The organism is Bradyrhizobium sp. JR3.5 (assembly GCF_054057015.1).
On record NZ_JBSRYV010000001.1, the window covers coordinates 3,161,913 to 3,180,938 of the forward strand.

20 protein-coding genes and 3 pseudogenes are annotated in these 19,026 nt (G+C 61.0%); 11 read left to right on the top strand and 12 right to left on the bottom strand.

Going from position 1 to position 19,026, the window contains the following annotated elements; genetic code table 11:
• Positions 1 to 111: 111 nt before the first annotated feature.
• The 4 genes from ACVWW1_RS15935 to ACVWW1_RS15950 all read right to left on the bottom strand — a co-directional run bounded on the left by ACVWW1_RS15935 (position 112) and on the right by ACVWW1_RS15950 (position 2,052).
• Positions 112 to 639, bottom strand: a complete 528-nt coding sequence (locus tag ACVWW1_RS15935) for a hypothetical protein (protein ID WP_456656481.1) — start codon at positions 637 to 639, stop codon at positions 112 to 114.
• 554 nt (positions 640 to 1,193) lie between these two features.
• Positions 1,194 to 1,418 (bottom strand): DUF1127 domain-containing protein, encoded by a 225-nt coding sequence (locus ACVWW1_RS15940; protein WP_456656687.1) that lies wholly within the window; start codon positions 1,416 to 1,418, stop codon positions 1,194 to 1,196.
• Between the two features lie 30 nt (positions 1,419 to 1,448).
• Positions 1,449 to 1,631 (bottom strand): hypothetical protein, encoded by a 183-nt coding sequence (locus ACVWW1_RS15945; protein ID WP_456656482.1) that lies wholly within the window; start codon positions 1,629 to 1,631, stop codon positions 1,449 to 1,451.
• Between the two features lie 64 nt (positions 1,632 to 1,695).
• Positions 1,696 to 2,052, bottom strand: coding sequence for a hypothetical protein (locus ACVWW1_RS15950; protein WP_456656483.1), 357 nt, complete (start codon positions 2,050 to 2,052; stop codon positions 1,696 to 1,698).
• 166 nt (positions 2,053 to 2,218) lie between these two features.
• Here ACVWW1_RS15950 and ACVWW1_RS15955 point away from each other — a divergent pair, with 166 nt between their 5' ends.
• The 3 genes from ACVWW1_RS15955 (at position 2,219) to ACVWW1_RS15965 (ending at position 6,238) form a co-directional block, all read left to right on the top strand.
• On the top strand, positions 2,219 to 3,859 hold the full coding sequence (locus ACVWW1_RS15955; protein ID WP_456656484.1) for a BTAD domain-containing putative transcriptional regulator: 1,641 nt from the start codon (positions 2,219 to 2,221) through the stop codon (positions 3,857 to 3,859).
• Complete coding sequence (locus tag ACVWW1_RS15960; protein WP_456656485.1) at positions 3,759 to 5,384, top strand: AAA family ATPase; 1,626 nt, start codon at positions 3,759 to 3,761, stop codon at positions 5,382 to 5,384. The genes ACVWW1_RS15955 and ACVWW1_RS15960 overlap by 101 nt, the downstream gene beginning before the upstream one ends.
• A gap of 467 nt (positions 5,385 to 5,851) precedes the next feature.
• Positions 5,852 to 6,238 (top strand): hypothetical protein, encoded by a 387-nt coding sequence (locus ACVWW1_RS15965; RefSeq protein ID WP_456656486.1) that lies wholly within the window; start codon positions 5,852 to 5,854, stop codon positions 6,236 to 6,238.
• A gap of 47 nt (positions 6,239 to 6,285) precedes the next feature.
• On the opposite strand, the gene ACVWW1_RS15970 is transcribed toward ACVWW1_RS15965, so the two are convergent.
• The 4 genes from ACVWW1_RS15970 to ACVWW1_RS15985 form a co-directional block, all read right to left on the bottom strand.
• Complete coding sequence (locus ACVWW1_RS15970; RefSeq protein ID WP_456656487.1) at positions 6,286 to 7,527, bottom strand: cytochrome P450; 1,242 nt, start codon at positions 7,525 to 7,527, stop codon at positions 6,286 to 6,288.
• Entirely contained in the window at positions 7,524 to 9,170 is a 1,647-nt protein-coding gene (locus ACVWW1_RS15975) for a Dyp-type peroxidase (RefSeq protein WP_456656488.1), read from the bottom strand. Before ACVWW1_RS15975 ends, ACVWW1_RS15970 begins: the two co-directional genes overlap by 4 nt.
• Positions 9,152 to 10,249, bottom strand: a complete 1,098-nt coding sequence (locus tag ACVWW1_RS15980; RefSeq protein ID WP_456656489.1) for a hypothetical protein — start codon at positions 10,247 to 10,249, stop codon at positions 9,152 to 9,154. The genes ACVWW1_RS15975 and ACVWW1_RS15980 overlap by 19 nt, the downstream gene beginning before the upstream one ends.
• A gap of 82 nt (positions 10,250 to 10,331) precedes the next feature.
• On the bottom strand, positions 10,332 to 10,820 hold the full coding sequence (locus tag ACVWW1_RS15985; protein WP_456656490.1) for a hypothetical protein: 489 nt from the start codon (positions 10,818 to 10,820) through the stop codon (positions 10,332 to 10,334).
• Positions 10,821 to 11,171: 351 nt separating this feature from the next.
• On the opposite strand from ACVWW1_RS15985, the gene ACVWW1_RS15990 reads away from it, so the two are divergent.
• Complete coding sequence (locus ACVWW1_RS15990; protein ID WP_456656491.1) at positions 11,172 to 11,408, top strand: hypothetical protein; 237 nt, start codon at positions 11,172 to 11,174, stop codon at positions 11,406 to 11,408.
• 51 nt (positions 11,409 to 11,459) lie between these two features.
• Positions 11,460 to 11,865 (top strand): annotated as a pseudogene (locus tag ACVWW1_RS15995) (DUF3604 domain-containing protein).
• Between the two features lie 249 nt (positions 11,866 to 12,114).
• Here ACVWW1_RS15995 and ACVWW1_RS16000 read toward each other — a convergent pair.
• Positions 12,115 to 12,432 carry a DUF1476 domain-containing protein gene (locus ACVWW1_RS16000; protein ID WP_456656492.1) on the bottom strand — a complete coding sequence of 106 codons (318 nt, stop codon included), beginning with the start codon at positions 12,430 to 12,432 and terminating at the stop codon, positions 12,115 to 12,117.
• Between the two features lie 29 nt (positions 12,433 to 12,461).
• Entirely contained in the window at positions 12,462 to 12,872 is a 411-nt protein-coding gene (locus ACVWW1_RS16005) for a F0F1 ATP synthase subunit epsilon (RefSeq protein ID WP_456656688.1), read from the bottom strand.
• A 182-nt stretch (positions 12,873 to 13,054) separates the two neighbouring features.
• Between ACVWW1_RS16005 and ACVWW1_RS16010 the strand changes: the two genes are divergently transcribed.
• From ACVWW1_RS16010 to ACVWW1_RS16035, 6 genes and pseudogenes are all read left to right on the top strand, one after another.
• Positions 13,055 to 13,447 carry a lipid II flippase MurJ gene (locus ACVWW1_RS16010; RefSeq protein WP_456656493.1) on the top strand — a complete coding sequence of 131 codons (393 nt, stop codon included), beginning with the start codon at positions 13,055 to 13,057 and terminating at the stop codon, positions 13,445 to 13,447.
• A pseudogene (locus tag ACVWW1_RS16015) lies at positions 13,365 to 13,832 on the top strand (lipid II flippase MurJ); the annotation flags it as partial. The gene ACVWW1_RS16010 and the pseudogene ACVWW1_RS16015, both read left to right, overlap by 83 nt.
• Before the next feature lie 73 nt (positions 13,833 to 13,905).
• Complete coding sequence (locus tag ACVWW1_RS16020; RefSeq protein WP_456656494.1) at positions 13,906 to 14,688, top strand: lipid II flippase MurJ; 783 nt, start codon at positions 13,906 to 13,908, stop codon at positions 14,686 to 14,688.
• A 146-nt stretch (positions 14,689 to 14,834) separates the two neighbouring features.
• Positions 14,835 to 15,035, top strand: coding sequence for a hypothetical protein (locus tag ACVWW1_RS16025; protein ID WP_456656495.1), 201 nt, complete (start codon positions 14,835 to 14,837; stop codon positions 15,033 to 15,035).
• A gap of 33 nt (positions 15,036 to 15,068) precedes the next feature.
• Positions 15,069 to 15,242, top strand: a complete 174-nt coding sequence (locus tag ACVWW1_RS16030; protein ID WP_456656496.1) for a hypothetical protein — start codon at positions 15,069 to 15,071, stop codon at positions 15,240 to 15,242.
• Between the two features lie 167 nt (positions 15,243 to 15,409).
• Positions 15,410 to 15,910: a c-type cytochrome gene (locus tag ACVWW1_RS16035; RefSeq protein ID WP_456656497.1), complete on the top strand. Its 501-nt coding sequence runs from the start codon at positions 15,410 to 15,412 to the stop codon at positions 15,908 to 15,910.
• 457 nt (positions 15,911 to 16,367) lie between these two features.
• Here the strand turns inward: ACVWW1_RS16035 and ACVWW1_RS16040 are convergent, their stop codons facing one another.
• Together ACVWW1_RS16040 and ftsH are read right to left on the bottom strand one after the other, a co-directional pair.
• Positions 16,368 to 16,670 (bottom strand): hypothetical protein, encoded by a 303-nt coding sequence (locus ACVWW1_RS16040; protein WP_456656498.1) that lies wholly within the window; start codon positions 16,668 to 16,670, stop codon positions 16,368 to 16,370.
• Between the two features lie 286 nt (positions 16,671 to 16,956).
• A pseudogene (gene ftsH, locus ACVWW1_RS16045) lies at positions 16,957 to 18,804 on the bottom strand (ATP-dependent zinc metalloprotease FtsH).
• Positions 18,805 to 19,026: the final 222 nt, after the last annotated feature.

Genomic DNA, 19,026 nt, shown 5'->3' on the forward strand with positions numbered 1-19,026 from the left:
ATTCGATCCCAAGATCGCTGCTGTCGACGCGATCGAGACAATTCCGGCAGCCGTCAAGCGATGCGAAGACCCATGCCGAGAAGGAGGCAGACGAACAGCAGAATGATATTATTAATTGAACGTGCCCCAAGCAGCTGGCGGTAACGTTAAATCGCTGGGATCGAGTGCCAAATCCGCATTAACGGTCCCACACTTCCCGCGCGCTGTTGGATGTTCGTGAACGCGGTAATCACGATTGCATTTCTCAAGAGTCACAGTCTTGAGCCGACCGACGTCGCGCTCACCTTGCAGGATTCGGGTCAAGATATATTGGGCAATCTGGCAAGGGGACAATGATTTGCGGACAAAGAACCGATGGTCGCTGAACACCTCGTCCAGCGTGGCTCGCAGAAGGACAATCGTCGAAGCGTTGCTGGAAGAGTCGCTGCTTTTCATTTTGACGTCCGGCCGGCGAGTCACTGGGTGACAATAATCAGGCAGGGAATTGGACGCCTTTCGCGACCGATCAGTTGTAGCAAAACGACGTCGAGTTCGATTCAGCTCGACTAGCTTGATCGGAAGGAGCGGCAGGTGCAGAAAGAACATGGGATAAGTATGCCCAAGCATCCCGTAGAGAATGAACAGCAGGTTGCTTGCCATATTGTGCAAGCGGTTGGATTTTCGTACTTCGCTAATCGTACAGCGAGGATGTTGGTTCGCGTCGCGAAGCTGCGGTCTCATTCGCGGAAGCACGCAGCCAGATCGTTCCGGCGACGATGTGCACTATAATAAATCCCACGGCTACGGCCACGAGCCAGCCCGTCTCAGATGGAGCAGGAAGCCGGCCCAACTTTGCTTGAGCCGGACTGCCATGGACGAGCTTTTCCCGTCCTCTGGAGTTCCGGTTCAATGCGCGCGGGATCCGTTCTTTGGTGTGCGCAATCAAGTGTTCATATTGGTGCACGTTCGACGAGCCTGAAGGCGCCTTGATTCGTGAAGAGCATTCAGGAAGGCCGAAAAAATGGCTTTATGTCTTGCTGCGGGACGATAATTTATAGCGAGCGGAGGTTCGGTCGGACTCTCGTCCGGTCGAATGAAATCGCGCTGTTGATGATACACGCTCGCTCCTCGTATTTGTGGTTTGGTGCCGCAAATGTCTCAAAGGCGCTCAGCCGCAAATTCCTCCACTGCTGCACCGTGCGGTCATCGAGCGGTCAGGGAAATCTTCGTTTAGTAAGCTCCGGCGGCCGCGGATAAATTCCGAATTCCTTCAATTGATCGTCATCGAGATGCCCGAGCGCTGCCCAGGTCTGCCGATCTTCGCGCCATCTTCGAAACCGAAACGCGATGCCGCGTATGAGAGCTTCCGTCCGGATTGGTGAGGCGGGAAATACGCGGGCGAAGACGCTTGCGATGGCAGCGGTAGCAGGAGCCAGCATGATAACCTCCAAGGTTGGCAGCGCGCAGGGTTAGGCGGGCGACCGCCGCCGACCGATCCTGGTCAGCGACACCCATATCGCCCGCCACATGTCGCGATAATATTCCGCGCGCAATTCGTGGGCGCGCTTCTTGTAGAATCCGATGAAGTCCGGCGTGATGTGCTGTGACGTGTCGCGGCGCGGTTTCACGGTGTGGGTGGTAGTGGCGGACATTAGTTTCCTCTGAGTGTGAGAAATCTTGAAAGATGCACGTTCGCGATCGGGGTGGTTCGTCCGATCAACCGGCATCGGAAGGACGAAAATGCTCCGCCCGATGATTTTTGGTCTTATGCTGTATCTCGGAGACATCGATACTAACGCTCCTGGTCGAGCCCACGTCCGCCGCGGCAATCAGTTTGCGATCTCGGACTATCGGGTGCTTCAGTAGCGAAGGTTCCCAGAAAAACCGCGACGTTTCGGCTTGCGCTTCGCGCAGGCCGATGCCGATATCGCGGAGAAAATCGGGCTTGTCTCTGAGATCCGCGCGCAACTCTGCCCTGAAACAGGCTCGCTGCCACCACGTAGCAGGCAGGCTGAAGATCGCACCGAGGCGCAGATGATCGCCGCCCGATTCAAGCTGTGTATAGGCGCGCATGGTGGTACTCCGATTTTGCGGCCGGGATGTCCCGGCACATCGTTGCGTGACACCAATTGAAGCCTGTCACCGTCGTCGCCAGCGTCAGTCCGCCGTGACAGCGGCGTTATATTTCTTTGGCGGACCGTGATAATGCGTAGGATGCCCCTCCCGGAGGACCATCACCGTGCAGATCCCACGTGCGCCAATGGACGGCGCGCCGTCCGCGAAGTTTGGTCTTTCGTTGCTGGGAGGCTTCGAGCTGACCGGACCAGACGGCGTTGTCGACCTGCCGAGCAAGAAACTTGCGGGCTTGTTGGCCTACCTGGCCTGCACCGCGCCCCGGCCGCAGTCGCGTGAGAAGCTGTCGGCCATGTTTTGGGGGTCCCACTTCGACGCGCAGGCCAAGCAGAACCTGCGCCAGGCCCTCTTCCGGCTGCGCAAAGTGCTCGGCGAAGACGCCCTACGGAGCGACGGCGAGGTCGTGTGGCTCAATGCGGCAGCCGTCCTATGCGATGTCAGCCGGTTCGAGATACTCGTCGGTGAGGGCAGCCGCGATGCGCTAAGTGCGGCAGCCGATCTCTACCGGGGCCGGCTCATCGACGACGTTACCGTGAGTGAGGAGGGCTGGAACGAATGGCTCACTGGTGAACGCGAGAGGCTACTGGAGCTTGCCCTTGGCGCCATCATGGGGCTCGGTGAGCAGGAGCTGGCCGCCGGCCGCGCCGAACTCGCGCTGAAAGCCGGTCAGCGTGCCGTCGCGCTCAACAACATGCGCGAGGACGCCCATCGGTTGATCGTACAGGCACTGGCCGCCACGGGACGCAATGCCGAAGCGCTCAAGCACTACCAGGACCTCGTTGCACTGCTCAAGCATGAGCTGAATGCGGAACCGGATTCGGCAACCAGGTCGCTCGCCGCCAAGCTTCGGGCGACGGAGCCGCCGAGCAGATCGCCACCTGTCAAAATCGCCGAGCCCACGCTGCCGCAACCCGGCCGGCCGTCGATCGTGGCGCCGCCCGTTGGCGATATGAGGAGAGATCACGAAGAACGGAGTGCCGAAAACCCCGCAACTGACGGCGATCCGGGAGTGTCTGCGGTAGCAGTACGTTCCGGAAGCCCCGAGCGGCGACAGCTGACGATCATGGTCTGCAATATTGTCGGCTCGGTGTCGCTTTCGGCACGCCTTGACCCTGAGGACATGCACGATCTGATTGCCGTCTTCCACAAGGCGGTCGCCGATGCGGTGTCGCGATTCGACGGATATGTCGCCCAGTATCTGAGCGATGGGGCGCACGTCTATTTCGGCTACCCCGCTGCTCGCGAGCATGACGCTGAACAGGCCGTGCGCGCGGGCTTTGCCACCCTCGATGCGGTCGGCGCGCTGAAAGCATCTTTCGACGTTCGGGCGAGCGTTGGCATTGCCACGGGGGTCGTCGTCGTCGGCGAGCGGCCAGCGACCGGCGACACTCAGCAGCGCGTCGCGATCGGCGAGGCGCCAAATCTGGCGGTGCAGCTGCAGGCCCTGGCACCGCCCGGCGAGGTGGTGATCGCCGCCAGCACGCGGCGGCTGGTGGGGCGGATGTTCGACTGCCGCGCGCTCGAGGTGAAGGGGTCGCCGCAAGCGGTGGAGGCGTGGCAGGTGCGCGGCGAAACGGCCGGCGTCAGCCGGTTCGAGGCGCGGCGCACCGGCGCGCTGTCCCCGCTCATGGGCCGGCAAGAGGAGATTGAGCTGCTACAGCGCCGTTGGGATCAAGCCAAGGTCGGCGAGGGTCGGGTCGTCCTGCTCTCGGGCGAACCCGTGCATCGGCAAGTCGCGTATCGCTGAAAGCCTGCTGGCCAGACTTGAGGGCGAGCAGCATGCCCGCCTTCGCTATTTCTGCTCGCCCCACCATACGCACAGCCCGCTCTACCCGTTCATTGCGCAGCTTGAGCAGGCCGCGGGATTCGAGCCCGGCAGTGGCGCCGGAGCAAAGCTCGACAAGCTCAAGGTTTTGCTCAAGCGGTCGGCGACAGATCTGGCTCGCGATGTTGCGCTCTTTGCCGAGCTGCTGGGGCTGCCGGCAGACGAGCGCTACCCAGCGTTGGCGGTCAGTCCGGCACAGAAGCGAGAGATGACCCTCACCTCAATTCTCGACCAGCTCGACGGCATGGCCGCCCAGAGCCCAGTCCTGATCGTGATCGAGGACGTTCACTGGATCGATCCGACATCGCTCGACCTGGTCGACCGATTGGTTGCCCGCGTCGCTAACATTGCCGTGCTGCTGGTCGCCACGTTCCGTCCGGAGTTCCAGCCGACCTGGGTCGGCCAGCCGCATGTCACGATGCTGCCCTTGAGCCGCCTTGGCCGTCGCGACAGCGCCGGCATCATTCGGAGCATCACCAAGGAAAAGGCGTTGCCTAGCGCGATCGTCGAACAGATCGTTTCGCACACAGATGGCGTGCCGCTATTCATCGAGGAGCTGACCAGCACGCTGCTCGAGAGCGGGCTGTTGCGTGAGACAACGGACGCCTACGTGCACGACGGACCGCTACCGCCGCTCTCCATTCCGACCTCGTTGCAGGCCTCGCTGGTGGCCCGTCTCGATCGGCTTGCCTCGGTGAGGGATGTGGCGCAGATCGGCGCCGCCATCGGACGGGAGTTCTCCCACGAGCTGATTGAAGCGGTGGCGTCCTTGAGTCCGGAAAGCCTTGAGGCGGCATTGGAGCGGTTGACGGCCTCCGGCCTGATCTCCCGGCGTGGAACGCCGCCGGAGGCGACCTACTCGTTCAAGCACGCACTGGTGCAGGACGCAGCCTATGTCACGATGCTCAAGAGCCGGCGGCGGCAGTTGCATGCGAACATCGCCAAAGTGCTGGTCGAGCGGTTCGCGGCGCTGGCCGAAACCCTGCCTGAGGTCGTCGCCCATCATTTCACCGAGGCCGGGCGTGCGAGCGAGGCGATCGTCCATTGGCTCAAGGCAGGTCGGCTCGCACGCGCGCGCTCGGCCAACCGGGAGGCCGTCAGCTCCTTTGAGCGAGCGCGGATCCTCCTCGAAGCGCTGCCGGAGAGCCAGTTCACGCTGGAGCAGGGTTGCGATCTCCGTCTCGAGTTGCGTCCGGTGCTGCTCGAACTCGGCAGAGGCCAGCGGATGTTGGAGTGCCTGCGCGAAGCCGAGGCCCTCGCCGAGCGGCTGAACGACGACCGCCGGCGTAGCCGAGTCTTAGGGTTCATGACGGTCGCTCACTCGTTAGGCGGCGAGCTGAACGAGGCGCGCGCGACCGGCTCCCGCGCGTTGGAGGCCGCTGGGCGCCTTGAGGACTCGCATCGTTGCCACGAGCCTTCTGGTGCAGGTGCATTACGCCCGAGGTGAATATGATCGGGTGATTGAACTGGCCACCGGCAACCTCGCCGCGTTGCCTGCCGACTGGATCCACGAGACTTTCGGACTTGGTGGCCCCCCCTCGGTGTGGGATCGGGGTTGCTTGATCATGAGCCTCGCCGAGCGCGGTCGATTTGCCGAAGCGGCCGGGTACGAAGCCGAGGCGATCGGTATTGCAGAGCTCACCAAGCATGCCTTTACCGTCAGCATGGCCCTCTTCACCGCAGGTGTGCTCCATCTTCTCAAGGGCGACTGGGCCCAGGCGCTCTCACGGATTGAGCGCTGGGTCGCGGTGGCCCGGACCGGAAGCTTCTCCTTCCACCTCGCCTGGGGCATTGCCTACTCCGCCTGGCCGCTGGCGCAGCTCGGCGAGGTGGACGAAGCATTAAAGCGGATCAGGGAAAGCGAGCCGCTCCTCGATCGTCTGGCGGCGAACGGACTGGCTGGCGAATCTCAACTTGTTCTATTACGCGCTGGGGCGCGCCTGTCTGCTGCTCGGCCTGCGCGACGAGGCGAGGCGTCTCGGCGACCGCTCGCTCGAATTCTGTTCGTCCCAACCCGGGTTCGCGGCGCATGCGCTGCTCCTGCTCGGCGACGTCGCGGTCCACCCCGATCAGTTCCATGCCGAGCGCGGCGAGACTCACTATCGCCAGGCGCTGGCCATCGCCGAGGGGCTCGGCATGCCCCCCCTCGTCGCCCACTGTCACCTCGGTCTCGGCAACGTCAACCTGCGCACCGGCAAACGGGATCAAGCCCACGACCACCTCACGATCGCGATGACAATGTATCGCGACATGGACATGCCGTTCTGGCTGGAGCAGGCGGAGATGCGTGAGGGGCGGTAATCATCGCGGAGCCACGGCGACAATGCAGGATCGCCTCATTGCCCCGATCAATCATAGTTGACGTAGAGCGTATCGGAAAACGCACCGCGCTTGCGCAACTTCCCCCTGGAGCCCTGGGCCCGACGCAGATTTTTCCGCTTCAGGAGCGCTTTCAGCATCAGCGGCAGCAGCGCGTTGTTCATGTGGATACCGAAACATTGATGCAGCCCGTAGCCGAAATGGACGTATTCATGGGGTAACCGCCGCGGGTTGAATGTCTGCGGATCGGTCAGCCGTCGCTCATCCATCATGGCTGAACTGAACGCGATGTACAGGCTGGCGCCTTCGGGCACATCGGTTGAGCGCGAAGTCCCCTTCGCGATGGATGCGATCTTGATGGCCGTGCGGGTCAGGAATGGTGCAAGCGGATCAAAGCGCATCGCCTCGAAAACGTAACCGGCGAGCAGTTTGTCGTCGCCGGCGCGCGCCGCCTGCTGTGCCCCCTCCAACGCGTCTGGACGACGCAGCAATTGCTCAAGCGCCTGAGGCACCACCATCGGCGGCTGTGGCGGGCCTCCCACGATGAAACCCATCAGCGAACTGCGAATCTGGTCATCGCTGAAACCGGGGACGCCTTGTGCCTGCATGACCAAGCAGCGGCCAAGCACGTCGTCCTGACCGATCCCGGAAGTCCGCCGCGCGTCCATCAGATTCTGGATATGGTCGCGCAACGATGGCGCCATCACATCGACCTCTGTTCGCAGCGAAGGATCGTTGCCTCCATCGGCGAACTGGAATTCGAACAGCCGGGTCGCCGAGACGCGCAGGTCTCCGCCGGGCGGATCCGTCACGCCGAAATAGGCGGCGTACAGTTCGAATGTAATGCGCCGGACCAGCGCGTCGACGACTTCCAGACTCCCGTTCGATTCGGTAACGATCATTTCACCGAGCCGCTCCACCTCGGGAACGAGACGCTGCGGAATGTCGGCAGCCTGCACTACCTTTCGCATCGCGCCGGTGTCCCGGCGATATTCCGGCGTATCGTCCATGCTCAGAAAGAACGGCTGGTGCCCCATGATGACGTCGAGCTTCCCCGCATAGGGAACGCGGAACGCCGCATCGTTGAGGAATGTTTCGCGCACGTCGTCATAGCGCGTGACGACAAAGTTATTGCCTATCCGCAGTATAGGACGAACGGTACGCAGGATCCGGAACACAAGCGGCAACTGCTCGACGATCCAGGCCACGATCGCGGCCTTCAATCCGGTCGCGGCGGGACGCAGAACGTTCGGGGAGGCTGTCGTGTTCATATCGTGGCCAGATAGTTGAGTGCCGGAATGCTGGGCAAAAAGAAATAGTCGCCCCCGGCGCACTGGATGTAGGTTTCGACGTCCACGATCTTCCGCAATGGCTGTTCATTGACAGTGAAAGGGCCCTTTGGGCCGATCAACGGGTCGGTTTCGTCGAATAGTGTCGAGAAGTTACGATTGAGAAGCCATCGCTGCTGGATGAATTCGAATTGCCGAGCGATGTCGGAGTTCAGGCACATGAACAGCAGCCCGCGCTCTGCATGGTCGTCCTGGTCGCGCTGTTGGATCGTGCTGCCGTATTTGCGACCGCGCCGGAGTATCCGGTGATTATTGGCGGCATCGAGCAAGGTCTGAACCGACGCCATATCCTTTGCCAGGCTGTCACGCGGGTTGGCCCGGCGGACATGCGAGCCGAGCGGGCAGCCAAACCCTTGCGGATCGGTTTTCTTGAACAGGAAATCGTTTCGCGGAAAATTGAACTGGTCCGCCGGCAAGACCTTGCCGTCGGGGCAAAGCAAATGGCCGTCGATACTTCGGCCGATCACCCGCTCGGCCAGCCACAAGTCAGAGACAGGCTTTGCGGACGGATCTTGCCGCGAGATCCTTTCGGCCTCGTCCTTGAGGGATTTCCAGAACGCCGCAACGTTTTGTCGAAGCTCGCGGACCACCATGTAGCTGCCGTTGAGGCCGAAATTCAGTAGTCCCTCTGGCGCCCCTGCGGCCGTAAGGCCCGCGGCGCGCCCCTTTCCGTCTTCGCTGTCAGGTATGACCGGCCCCGGGCTCTTCTCGTTATGCAGGTCGTTGTGACCGATCAGGATGTCGCCTAGCGGGACGCCGTTCCAATAGTCCTGCGGCGCTGGCCGGCTATCGACCAGAACCGTTGCGTCGCCGGAGCCAACTTTTTCGTAAGGCAGCGGCTGGGATATTCCGTCCGCGAAACCGAAATGCTCCCGGCCGACATTGTCCTGATCTAATCGGAGGTCAAGCAACAGCCGGTGTACGACCCTGACGCTCCAGGGAGCCAGCGCCTGTTCGACCGCGCTGGCCCACGCGGTGACGGCGGTCTCATCGGTATCATACAGCAGCAACAACACGTGCACTGTGGTTGCGGTTTTTACCTGGCGCTCTTCGCTCTCGGGGCTGCCACCGACATTGCCGAGCGGACTTCCCTTCGGTTGCGCCACAAGGTTCTTCCGCGCTGGAATGTTGGCGCTCCACAATGGCCCGCCATCGATGACGGTCGCTTGCCAGGTGTCATTAATCTTGTCGCCCAGGCGGCGTAACCGGTCTTCCTGATACATACCCTCGCTGAACGGTGCCGAGAAACTCGCCAGTCCGGCCTCTGGAAGTCCCAGCTTTTGCAAGCCCGTCCACGTGAATGCGATGCATGCCGCGCGCTTGTCGGCCTCGTCCGCATCGGTGATCGGCGCAATGCCCATCAACGCCTGCAGCCAGGAGCCGGCTGGCCCCTGAGCTGCGCCGCCGGCAGCTGGCTTCGTGCCGAACTCCAGAAACAGCGCCTGCGCGGCAGGCAGCGAACCAAAGCCGCTGACAACGATGCCCTGCGTCTGCACGTCATGCGGGGATGCGAGCTTCCAGCTCGGTGCCGTGTTGCTCGAATTCGTCACAGATCCAGCGCCCATGCCATTGCCTCTTGTAGTTTCAACGAGGTTTTCCGCAGGCCGTCGGCGATGCGGGTATTACGCTCGATCTGATCGACCGTGAGGTCCTTGTAGGCGCTGAACCAGAATCGGCTGACCGCCATGGAGTGCCGCGCCCAGGCTTTGAAGTGACGGCCGTGGCTGGCGCCATCGAGCACCAGAAAGCGGGTTGGTGGAAAGCCCACCCCGCTGCCCCAAGACAGGCTCAGGCCGCCATGCGCCTTCTCGATAAAATCGTCTAGATAGCTGTCCCAGCCGTGATCGAAATTGCTGAAGAACAGCAGGCGGCTGCCGTTGTTCAGGAAGGCCCAATGGGCGAAGTGAATCGTGCGCATGCTGCCGAGATAACCGTCGGTCGCCGCCACCCTGATGAGCAGGCCCAAGCCCAGATGCCCCGCCCGAAACAGCGCCATGCGGAGCACGCCGGGTTTGACCAGCACAAGACTTCCCATGTGATTTTGCGGAATCCAGTCCTCGCGATGCGTCATCTGTCGCAATTCGCGCTGATCGATTGGAGGAGCATCCTGGGACGAATCGTGCCGTTCGAGCAGGCGGAGCCAAAGCACGATCGCCAACATTGTGAAGACAACACTGACGAGACCAAGCCTGACGACGCCGAAAGTCGGCCCCCAGAGCGCGCTGAAGTCGAGGCCTGTGACGGCAACGGCAAACAGCGACAAGGCGCAGGTTGCGACAAAAAGATACAGCACCAACGTCACCAGAACCCAAAAGGCCAAGCCGGCCGGATTGGCCAGCGATGTGACCTTGTTTTGAGTCGAAAGACTGTCGGGTGTCAGTCCGCCCGAAGGAGCCGGAGCGCCCTTGCCCGTCAGCGGTGCCGCGATGCGCCAGAGCCAGACACCCACGACCACGATCGCGACTGCGAGCAGGCCATAAAACCGATGCGGCGGTGTGATCGGCGCGAACGCTAATCCCGGAATCGAAAGACAAAACAGCGCCACAAGAACGAAGACAAGCAGCCGCGCCATATCCATCATCCAGTCGGCCCAGGAGACCCTCACCGGAGCGGGCGTACCGAGCCACGGAAATTGCGACAGCATCGCTTCGCGCAGTTTCTGGTGGATTTGCTGCGCGGGAACCCCGCGGTACGGGTTGGCCGCTGCCGCGTCGGCCGCTGCGAACTCAGCCCTGGGTAGCCAGGAAGAGTTCGCCTTCCCGCAATATCCGGTCTCTCCCCAGCCCCCGATTGCCTTGATGAAAAGCGCTCGGCGTCAGCGTCCGCCTTTCGAGGTAAGGGGCGATCGGATATCGCGATTGGTCGGCCGTAACGGCGTCGTAGAGCACGCCGTCGCGGTCTCCCGGGCGTTTGCAGCAGCGTATCATCGGCCGGAGATACGGGCCTAGCCTGGCTTCAAATTGAGCCCAAAAAGGGCCGCGCTCGCCATCGAAATTCACCTCAATGAAAAAGATTGGATCGTAGTCCGCGCTGAGAAACACCGACATCGACATGAAATGAAGCAGCGGCACGCCGGTCTTCAGGCCATCGTAGGACTGAGCCATGCCCTGGCCGGGATTCTCCTCTTCCTGCTTCAGCTTTTCAACGATGAGCGAAAGCTTTTCGGCACTTTCCGGATTCACTTCCAGCACAACGGATAGGATGGTTTGCCGCATCGTTGGTCCCCCGATCCCAATTCCATGTCTGGTCAGCGCCTCGGCGTCGAAATTCGTATGCCGTCGGCGGCGGCATCAATTCGCATTGCGAAAAGCTTCTGCAACTTGAATATTTCCGCCGGCGGCCGACGCTCTCGCTGCCCGGCTCCAAAATTTCCGTAAGTTATCGATAAATCCGATTACCTGCATCAAGACGAGTTTTGCGGAACCTGACAAGGGCCTCTCGACACCAAATCAATTATTTCTGTTCGTTGAGCGTTGATCGACGTGACGTTCGTCCGACCACAGGTCGAGCCCACGGGTCGCTGCGACGGGGATTCAATCAATGATTTCCGAGTGCACCTCCGTGGAATGCCCATCGACATTCTGAAACACCTTGCCCAACAGGACTGGTTATCAAGCGACAGCATTGCGTACCCACTGGATGGCATCGGCATCGCCGAGCTGCCGGAATTCATCGTGGCAGAACATCTCGCCGATGGCCGCATGGAAGCAATCCTGATGGTTGGACGCTCCCAAGACACTCTATTGAAGAGCGTCATGATGCCGCCTTCTAGCGCTGGTGACCGAGCCGGATTCCAAGCTTGAGGGCCTTTTGGCGGAGTGAGCCTTCGGAGCGCTTTGTGAGCTTCGCAATTTTTGCAACCGGAGTCTTCGCTTTCTATCCAGACCATCAAAGGCTGGATCGGCGCAGACGGCGCGCCACAGGAGAAGATCGTCGACATCGCATGGTCGGGCAATCGAAAGATTCCGCTCGACGGCAAGCTGCCGCGTGTCGCGAATACCGTCGCTCTGAAAACGGCGACTACAAAAATTCGGCGGGCAGCCCACAATTGACCGGGAGCTGGGTGGACGCCGAGTTCGATCCCGCGCAGTACGCGCTGTATTACGCACGTGTCCCGCAGATTCCGACCCCGCGCTGAGCACCTATGACGCCGTGCGCGCCAAGCTGCCGTTGCTCGAGGGCGTGCCCGCGACGGTACAGGAGCGCGCCTGGACGTCGCCGATCTGGTACGTCTGCCAGACTGCCTTGACCGCTCGCTAGGTTACGAAACTCGTGACCCTCGTCATCCTTCCCCTCTTGGTTTGCCGAGCGCTCGGGCATTTCGCGCCCCTGCCATCATTCCGAACCAGGCATCGCCGTCCAGTCAAAGCCTCGTATCACCAGCGCACGTATGGACAATGACCGCCTGTTCGATATCGTCACGCAAATCTCCTGGGAGCCGAACCGGGCCAGCCAATTGGCGACTGGGACGACGCTTTACTTCTCCAGAAACTGACGACGGCACTCCGATCAATTGCCCGATTCGATCTGTGCCAGCGCAAAGTGAAAAAACTCGTCCATCTTCCCGGCGATTTGCTGCTTTGAAATGCCTTTGGGTGCAAGGTCGTTCGCCACCTTGCGCAAGGTATCGTCGCTGGTCTGGCTCGCGAGGTTGGCCGTGACGAGCTCATTCGCATAGGCGGCCGCAGCATCTCCAGTCAGGCCGAGCTGCCCCGCGGTCCAGTTGCCAAGCATCTTGTTGCACCTCGCAACAACCTTGAATCTCAGCTCTTCATCATGGATGAATTTGGCTTCGAAGCCTTGTTCGCGTTTGTCGAAGGTTGTCATTTTTGATTCCACCCGGATTTTGCACGCTGTTAGAAGGCGGTCGCAGCCGCCAGGCTCGTACGGATAGACTTGTAGTGGTCGAGCAACGCAATGGCTCGATCGAGTTCAGTGCCGACCGGCTGTTTCTCCAGACTTTGCTGCAACTCCTCGATCATCGAGTGAAATTCGGCCAGGTCAAACTCTTCAACGGGGGAAGCCGACTCCGCAAGGATCGTGAGCTCCTCTCCGGAAAATTCGGCCAGCCCTCCCAAAGCCACAAATTTCCTGATGGTATTGCCAGCCATCACGGTCACAATCCCCGGTCTGAGCATTGCGACGATCGCCGCATGGCCGGAAAGCACACCAAAATCACCCTCGACGCCGGGCAGGTCAGCCTGGTCGACTCGATCAGAAAACAACAGACTTTCAGGCGAGACGAGGGTCAGCCGGAAAGTCGGCATAGTCGCTTTCTGTCGTCCGGGCAGTTGGATTTCAAAAACACGGTAACTCCGGGACACCAGGCCTCATTGATCTGCGTCAAGCGGAGAACAGACCGGCTCTCCCAAGGTGGGCTTTCAACGCATGGCCGCTCGCTCAGCGCGGCAATCGTGGATTTTGTCGGCTTTTTGCAGGAGATTGGCGCTTGGCCGAACAACAGGACCGCGCGGGTCAGGCGCGCGTCATCGGCATCGCCTCCATCATCTGGGCCAGCTCGATCTTCCTGAGCCGCGTGATGGGGCTGGTCCGCGAGCAGATCATCGGCCGCACCCTGGGTGCGAGCCGCATGGCCGATCTCTATTTTGCAAGCTTCACGTTGCCCGATTTCCTCAACTACCTGCTGGCGGCCGGCGCACTGTCGATCGTGTTCATCCCGATCTTTCTCGCGCATCTGGAGCGCGGCGACCACGAACGCGGCTGGGAATCTCTTCAGCGTGATCGCGAACTTCATCGTCGTGGTCGGGACCGTTGGCATCGGTCTGCTGATGATATTCGCCCGTCCGCTGGCAACTCTGGTTGCCCCGGGGTTCAGCAGTGACGGCGATGTCGATACCCTCGTTCGGCTGACGCGGATTATCTTGCCGGCTCAGTTTTTCCACGTGATCGGAGGCTTGCTGTCGGCCGCGTTGCAGGCGCAGAACCTCCACGCTCTGCCGGCGATGGCTCCGCTGGTTTATTCGGCCGGGATCATCATCGGCGGTCTGATCGGAGCCCACTATCCGCAACTCGGGGCGGAAGGGTTCGCCTGGGGCGTGCTGGCCGGCTCCATCGCCGGCCCGTTTGCGTTGCCTTTATACGGCTGCATGAAAACCAGGATGCGCTGGACTGCCCTCTTCGCATTCCGCAATCCGGACCTCAGACGCTACCTCTGGCTGTCGGTGCCGATCATGATCGGATTCTCGATCGTCGTGGTCGACGAATGGATCGTGAAGAACCAGGCGTCATATCTGGGAGCCGGGAGCCTGTCGTATCTGCAATACGGCCGGCCGGACGCTGATGAAGGTCCCGATGGGCATGTTCGGCATGGCGGCCGGGGTGGCGGCCTATCCGACCATCAGCGGCCTGGTCGCCGCCGGGCGCATCGTCGAAGCCTACGGCTTGCTGTGCCGCGCGGTTCGCCTGATGCTGCTCCTCACCTTCGCGGCGCAGGTGTGCCTGACGATCGCGGGTTTCGAGGCGGTGTATCTGATCTGGGGCCTGTTCGCGGACCGCTTCACCGTTGCTGACGCGCAGCAAACGGCAACCGTGCTCGCCTATCTCTGCCTCGGGCTCAGTGCCTGGGCGGCGCAAACCGTGATCAGCCGGGGCTTCTATGCTCTCGAGAGCACATGGTTGCCGACCATCATCGGCACTGCCGTCGCCATCGTTATGGTGCCCCTCTACGTGGTGCTGCGGCAGCAATACGGCACGATCGGCCTTGCCATCGCCAGCTCTACGTCAATCATGGTCTACGTGATCCTGCTCGGCTGGCTGCAGCGCCGCCGTTTCGAGAAAGAGGCGGCAGCCAGAGGCACCCGGCTCCTTCGGGGGAGCCAGGAGATGCTCGGCCCTGTGCTCCGCCTAGCCGCGGCCGCCGCTATTGCGACGGGCCTGGGCCTCATCGCGAGGACACAATTGTTGTCGTGGCTTCCTGACATGCACCTCGCGACAATCCTGCTCCGCGCCACGCTGCTCTGCATGTTCGGCATTGGGGCCTATCTAGGCTTGGCCCGCTTCTTCCTGGTGACGGACGTGATCGAGTTCGAAGTCAAACTATTCCGGAAATTGCGGCTCGGCTAACCGACCGTGGTCCTTTCCGCTGTTGGACACGGATGGCTGATCTCCGGAGAACTCCTTAAGGAAGTCGCCTTAAGAGAACGCGCGAAGTTTCGGAAGATGCAGATTTCGTCTAGGAAAAGCCGACAGACAGCTCTTCGGAGGCGTTGATGAATCATTCGATTTGCAGTGCTGATCGCGCCACTCACCTCAAGATCGTGGTCGTGGCGCTGGCGGCCGCAATCTCGCTGGCTGCGCTCACCATATCTTCGCACATCACAGCCGACGTCGCATCCGACAAGATCACCGCGGTTATCACAGCGGGGAAGCCGGTAGCGATGACCCGTACAGGTCTGACGGTCATGCGCTGATCCGAGGATGGTCGCGCAGATCCGCGGCAGACCATGTGTTTCGCCAAAACCGTGCGCCGCAACCCAGTTTCGACCGACGCCTTGATTGAGATCAACGTTGATAAGCGATTGGACCGCCATTCTCACCATCATGACCGAGAAACCGGGCAAGATCCTGCGGACGCTGCTATTGGCCACGATCCTTGCAACGTTTTCGTTGCCGAGTGAGGCGGCACCGCCTGATGTTGCGCCAGCCGGAAGCCAGCCTTCCGCGTTATCAGACCTTATGATCAGACTTCAATTCCAGCACATCAAGCTGTGGTTTTGCAGGCCGCCTCAACAACTGGAGCCTTGCGACCTACGAGGCTCAACAGATCGACGCCAGCCTCAAGAACATGAGCAAGCCATCGCCCGGCGGCGCGGACGCCAATCGTGCCATCGAAAAACTGCAGGCGGTCCGCGACGCGATACAATCGCTGGACGTGTCCGCCTTCACCCGGGCCTATTCGGCCCTCACGAACGAATGCAACGGCTGCCACCGTGCCAATGGTTACGCTTCGATCACCATCCAAGTCCCCGTCAACTCGCCATTTCCCGACCAACTGTTCACGGATCAGGTGGCCGACGGGCGCGCGCTCGCCAATGCTTCCTGCGGCGGTTGTCACGTCGTCTCGGATGGGGCGAAAGACACACCGGCGTCCGGCTTTCCTGCCGCGCGTTTCGTGGAGATCAGCAAGCGGACTTCGTTTTCCGCCGACGGCCTTCGGCAATATCTGATGTCAGGACATCGCAGGCTGGGACCGGATCAGGCCATGCCGAATCCGAGACTTGCGGACTACCAGATCGAGGCGATCGTTGCGTACTTTGAAGCTTTACGTGCCGGCGGATCGCGCTAAGGCAAGTGCTCCCTTTACGAGCAATCATGAACGGCTATTTCCGCACCATATGATTTGTCGGCGTACCGTGCTGGCCGGCGGAGCTTCAGAGATCGCAAACGTCAGCCAGGTGTTCCAGCCGGACGGCCGGTTGGCGGCATCTGGCCGATACTGAACTGGTGATCAGAGCCGTAGGCCAGAAGCAATGCGACCGCGCGGCGTTTTTAGCGTGATCGAATGATGGAGAGCTGAGCTCCTCCGCTTTGTCACTCTTGCTCCACGGCCACCGAGCACACGTGCCATCGCCTAGTGCTTGTAAGCTGCTCGTGCACGTGCATGGCACCTACGTAGGCAGACGGCCAAACTCGTCTTGCTGAAAACGACCTCGCTCCAAGACGAGCTCACAGGGCCGCTGACAATCATCCCTTTCAGAGGGCGTCGGAGGACACCGATAGCAACGCGGATACCGCCAGCTACGTCAGGAAATGTGCGTGCGGGTCCGCGCAATGATGCCGGCGGCGATCTGCATCGACGCGCCAAAAGCCCAGCCCCAAAACACGGCCCTGGCGCCTTGAGGACGTGTAACCTCGTCGAGAATGATGCTGCTTACCGCAATAGCGGCCATAACCGCGGCGAGAAAGGTGCCGGCCGCGCTGAGCAGCTCGACGGCGTCCGCCCTGGATCCGAAGCCGCGCGGCGACAGCTCTCTGATTTTCTGCGGAGCAGGAGGCAGATCGATGCCGAGATAGAAGCCGGCTGCGCCATAAGTCGTCACGGCCATGATCACGGCGTCCGAGCCGAACAGATTGAAATCTGATCTTGCGACGTGAGCTGCCACGAACAACCCACACGATCCACCGGCCAAAGCCAGTCCCACTCGCTCCACGACATGAGCGAACCTGCTGAGCGGGGAGCGCGCTCTCCAGTTTTCATAGTGTCTGACCATCTTTCCTATAATAGCGACTTCTCAAGTGGTCCCGTTGAGCGGGATCAAACAAGGCGCGCCGCTGCTGCGGGAATCGAAGGCGGAAAGCGGGACAATTTAGGCGAGACGGGGAAAAATCGAGCTACACGACCGCCTGGATGCCGCTCGATTGCCCCGCCTGGCGAAGCGGAGCGAATTGCTCGGCCGTCAGGGTTTCCTGCTTGATGAGGAGGTCGACCCCTTTCTCCAAGTCCTTGCGCCGTCTCTGCAGGATATCCTGCGCGGTTGCGTCGCCCGCCTCGACCAGTTGCCGAACCGCAAGATCAATCTCACGGCTGGTCTCCTGGGCGGCGCTGGCGACGACATCCTGCATCGCAGGCATGAATGCCTGCGGCTTCGGAGCGTAGGTCCGTTGTCCGACGTTCGCGTCCATCCCGTATTTGGTTACCATCTCGATTGCGATCTCCGTGGCGCGCTGAAGGTCGTCGGCCGCTCCTGTCGAGATATCGCCATCGAAGATCAGGGCGTTCCGCTGCGCGACCGCCCATCAAGACCGCTATCCTGTTCTTCAGCTCGCTGACCGTCAGGAGGAACCTGTCCTCGGTAGGGCGCTGCATCGTGTATCCGAGCGCACCGACGCCTCGCGGAATGATTGACACCTTTTGCACGGGATCGACCCCGGGAAGACTGGCGGCCACCAGGGCATGACCCATCTCGTGATAGGCTGTCCGCCTGCGCTCGCTCTGGTTCAGCGTTCGGCTCTTCTTTTCGATACCGGCGACGATCCGCTCGATGGCAGCCGCAAAGTCATCGAAGGTGACCTCGCCGGCATTGCGTCGCGTCGCTGCGATCGCCGCTTCGTTGATCAGATTGGCCAGATCGGCGCCGGTGAAGCCGGCTGTCATCCCCGCTATCCGGTCAAGGTCCATGTCAGCATCAACCTTGACCTTTCCAACGTGAACCTTGAGGATGGCAAGTCGTCCAGACTTGTCCGGACGATCGACCAGCACCTGACGATCAAAGCGGCCGGCGCGGAGCAATGCCGGGTCGAGAATCTCCGGCCGGTTGGTCGCAGCCAGGAGAATTACGCCTGCGCGCGGGTCAAATCCATCGAGCTCGGCGAGGAGTTGATTCAGCGTCTGCTCCTTCTCATCGTAGCCGCCGAACGCGCCGGGCGTCCGGCTGCGGCCGAGGGCATCGAGCTCATCCACGAAGATGATGCAGGGCGCCGCCTTCCTTGCCTGTTCGAACAGATCGCGCACCCGCGCCGCGCCGACCCCGACGAACATCTCAACGAACTCCGATCCCGATATCGAGAAGAAGGGTACGCCCGCCTCGCCGGCAACCGCTCGCGCCAGCAATGTCTTGCCCGTTCCCGGCGGGCCGACCAACAGAATCCCCTTTGGAACGTGCGCGCCCAGTCGGCCGTAGCTCTTGGGATCCTTCAGAAACGAGACCACCTCTTGCAGCTCGAACTTGGCCTCATCGACACCCGCCACGTCAGCGAAAGTCACCTTGGTATCTTTTTCTCGACGTAAACCTTGGCGCGGGACTTTCCGATACCCATGAGGCTGCCCACGCCTTGCCGATCGCCGACACGGCCGAACATGAAATACCAGAAGCCATAAATGAGAATGAGTGGGAGCACCCATGAAATCAGGTTTGCAAACCAGCCGTCGGACCTAGTCCCGGTCACCGAAACGCCCTTGGCAGCAAGCTTTTCCGCCAATGGTATATCCACCCGCGTGGTAACGAAGGCCGATTTTCCGTCCGGAAGCTTCTCCTTGAGATTTCCCGCTATCGTGTCTTTGCCAACGACAACGTCGGTAACGGCACCCTGCGCGACAAGCTCTTCAAACTTGCTGTAGGGAATGGTTTCGATCGTGTTGTGTGAGGTCAGGAACCACTGCACCAACAACATGCCGAACCAGCCAAATGCCAGTATCGCAAGCCATGGAACCTGTTTCCGCGTCGATGAATTGTCGCTCATCAATTTATGGCCGGACTAGCGGGGCTGAGTCTTAGCGGTCCCGTGCCATCTGGCAGATCAGCAACTCGACATAGCTGCCGCTACCCTTGGCGGTTGTCTCTTGCGTGCAAATCGACCTGTCGGACGCTGCGAATTGCGTCCATTGGGCCTTAAGTTGAGAGCGTGCCTGTTCCTCATCTTGAGCGCATCGTTCGAGAGGTATCTCCGGCCCACTCTCCGACC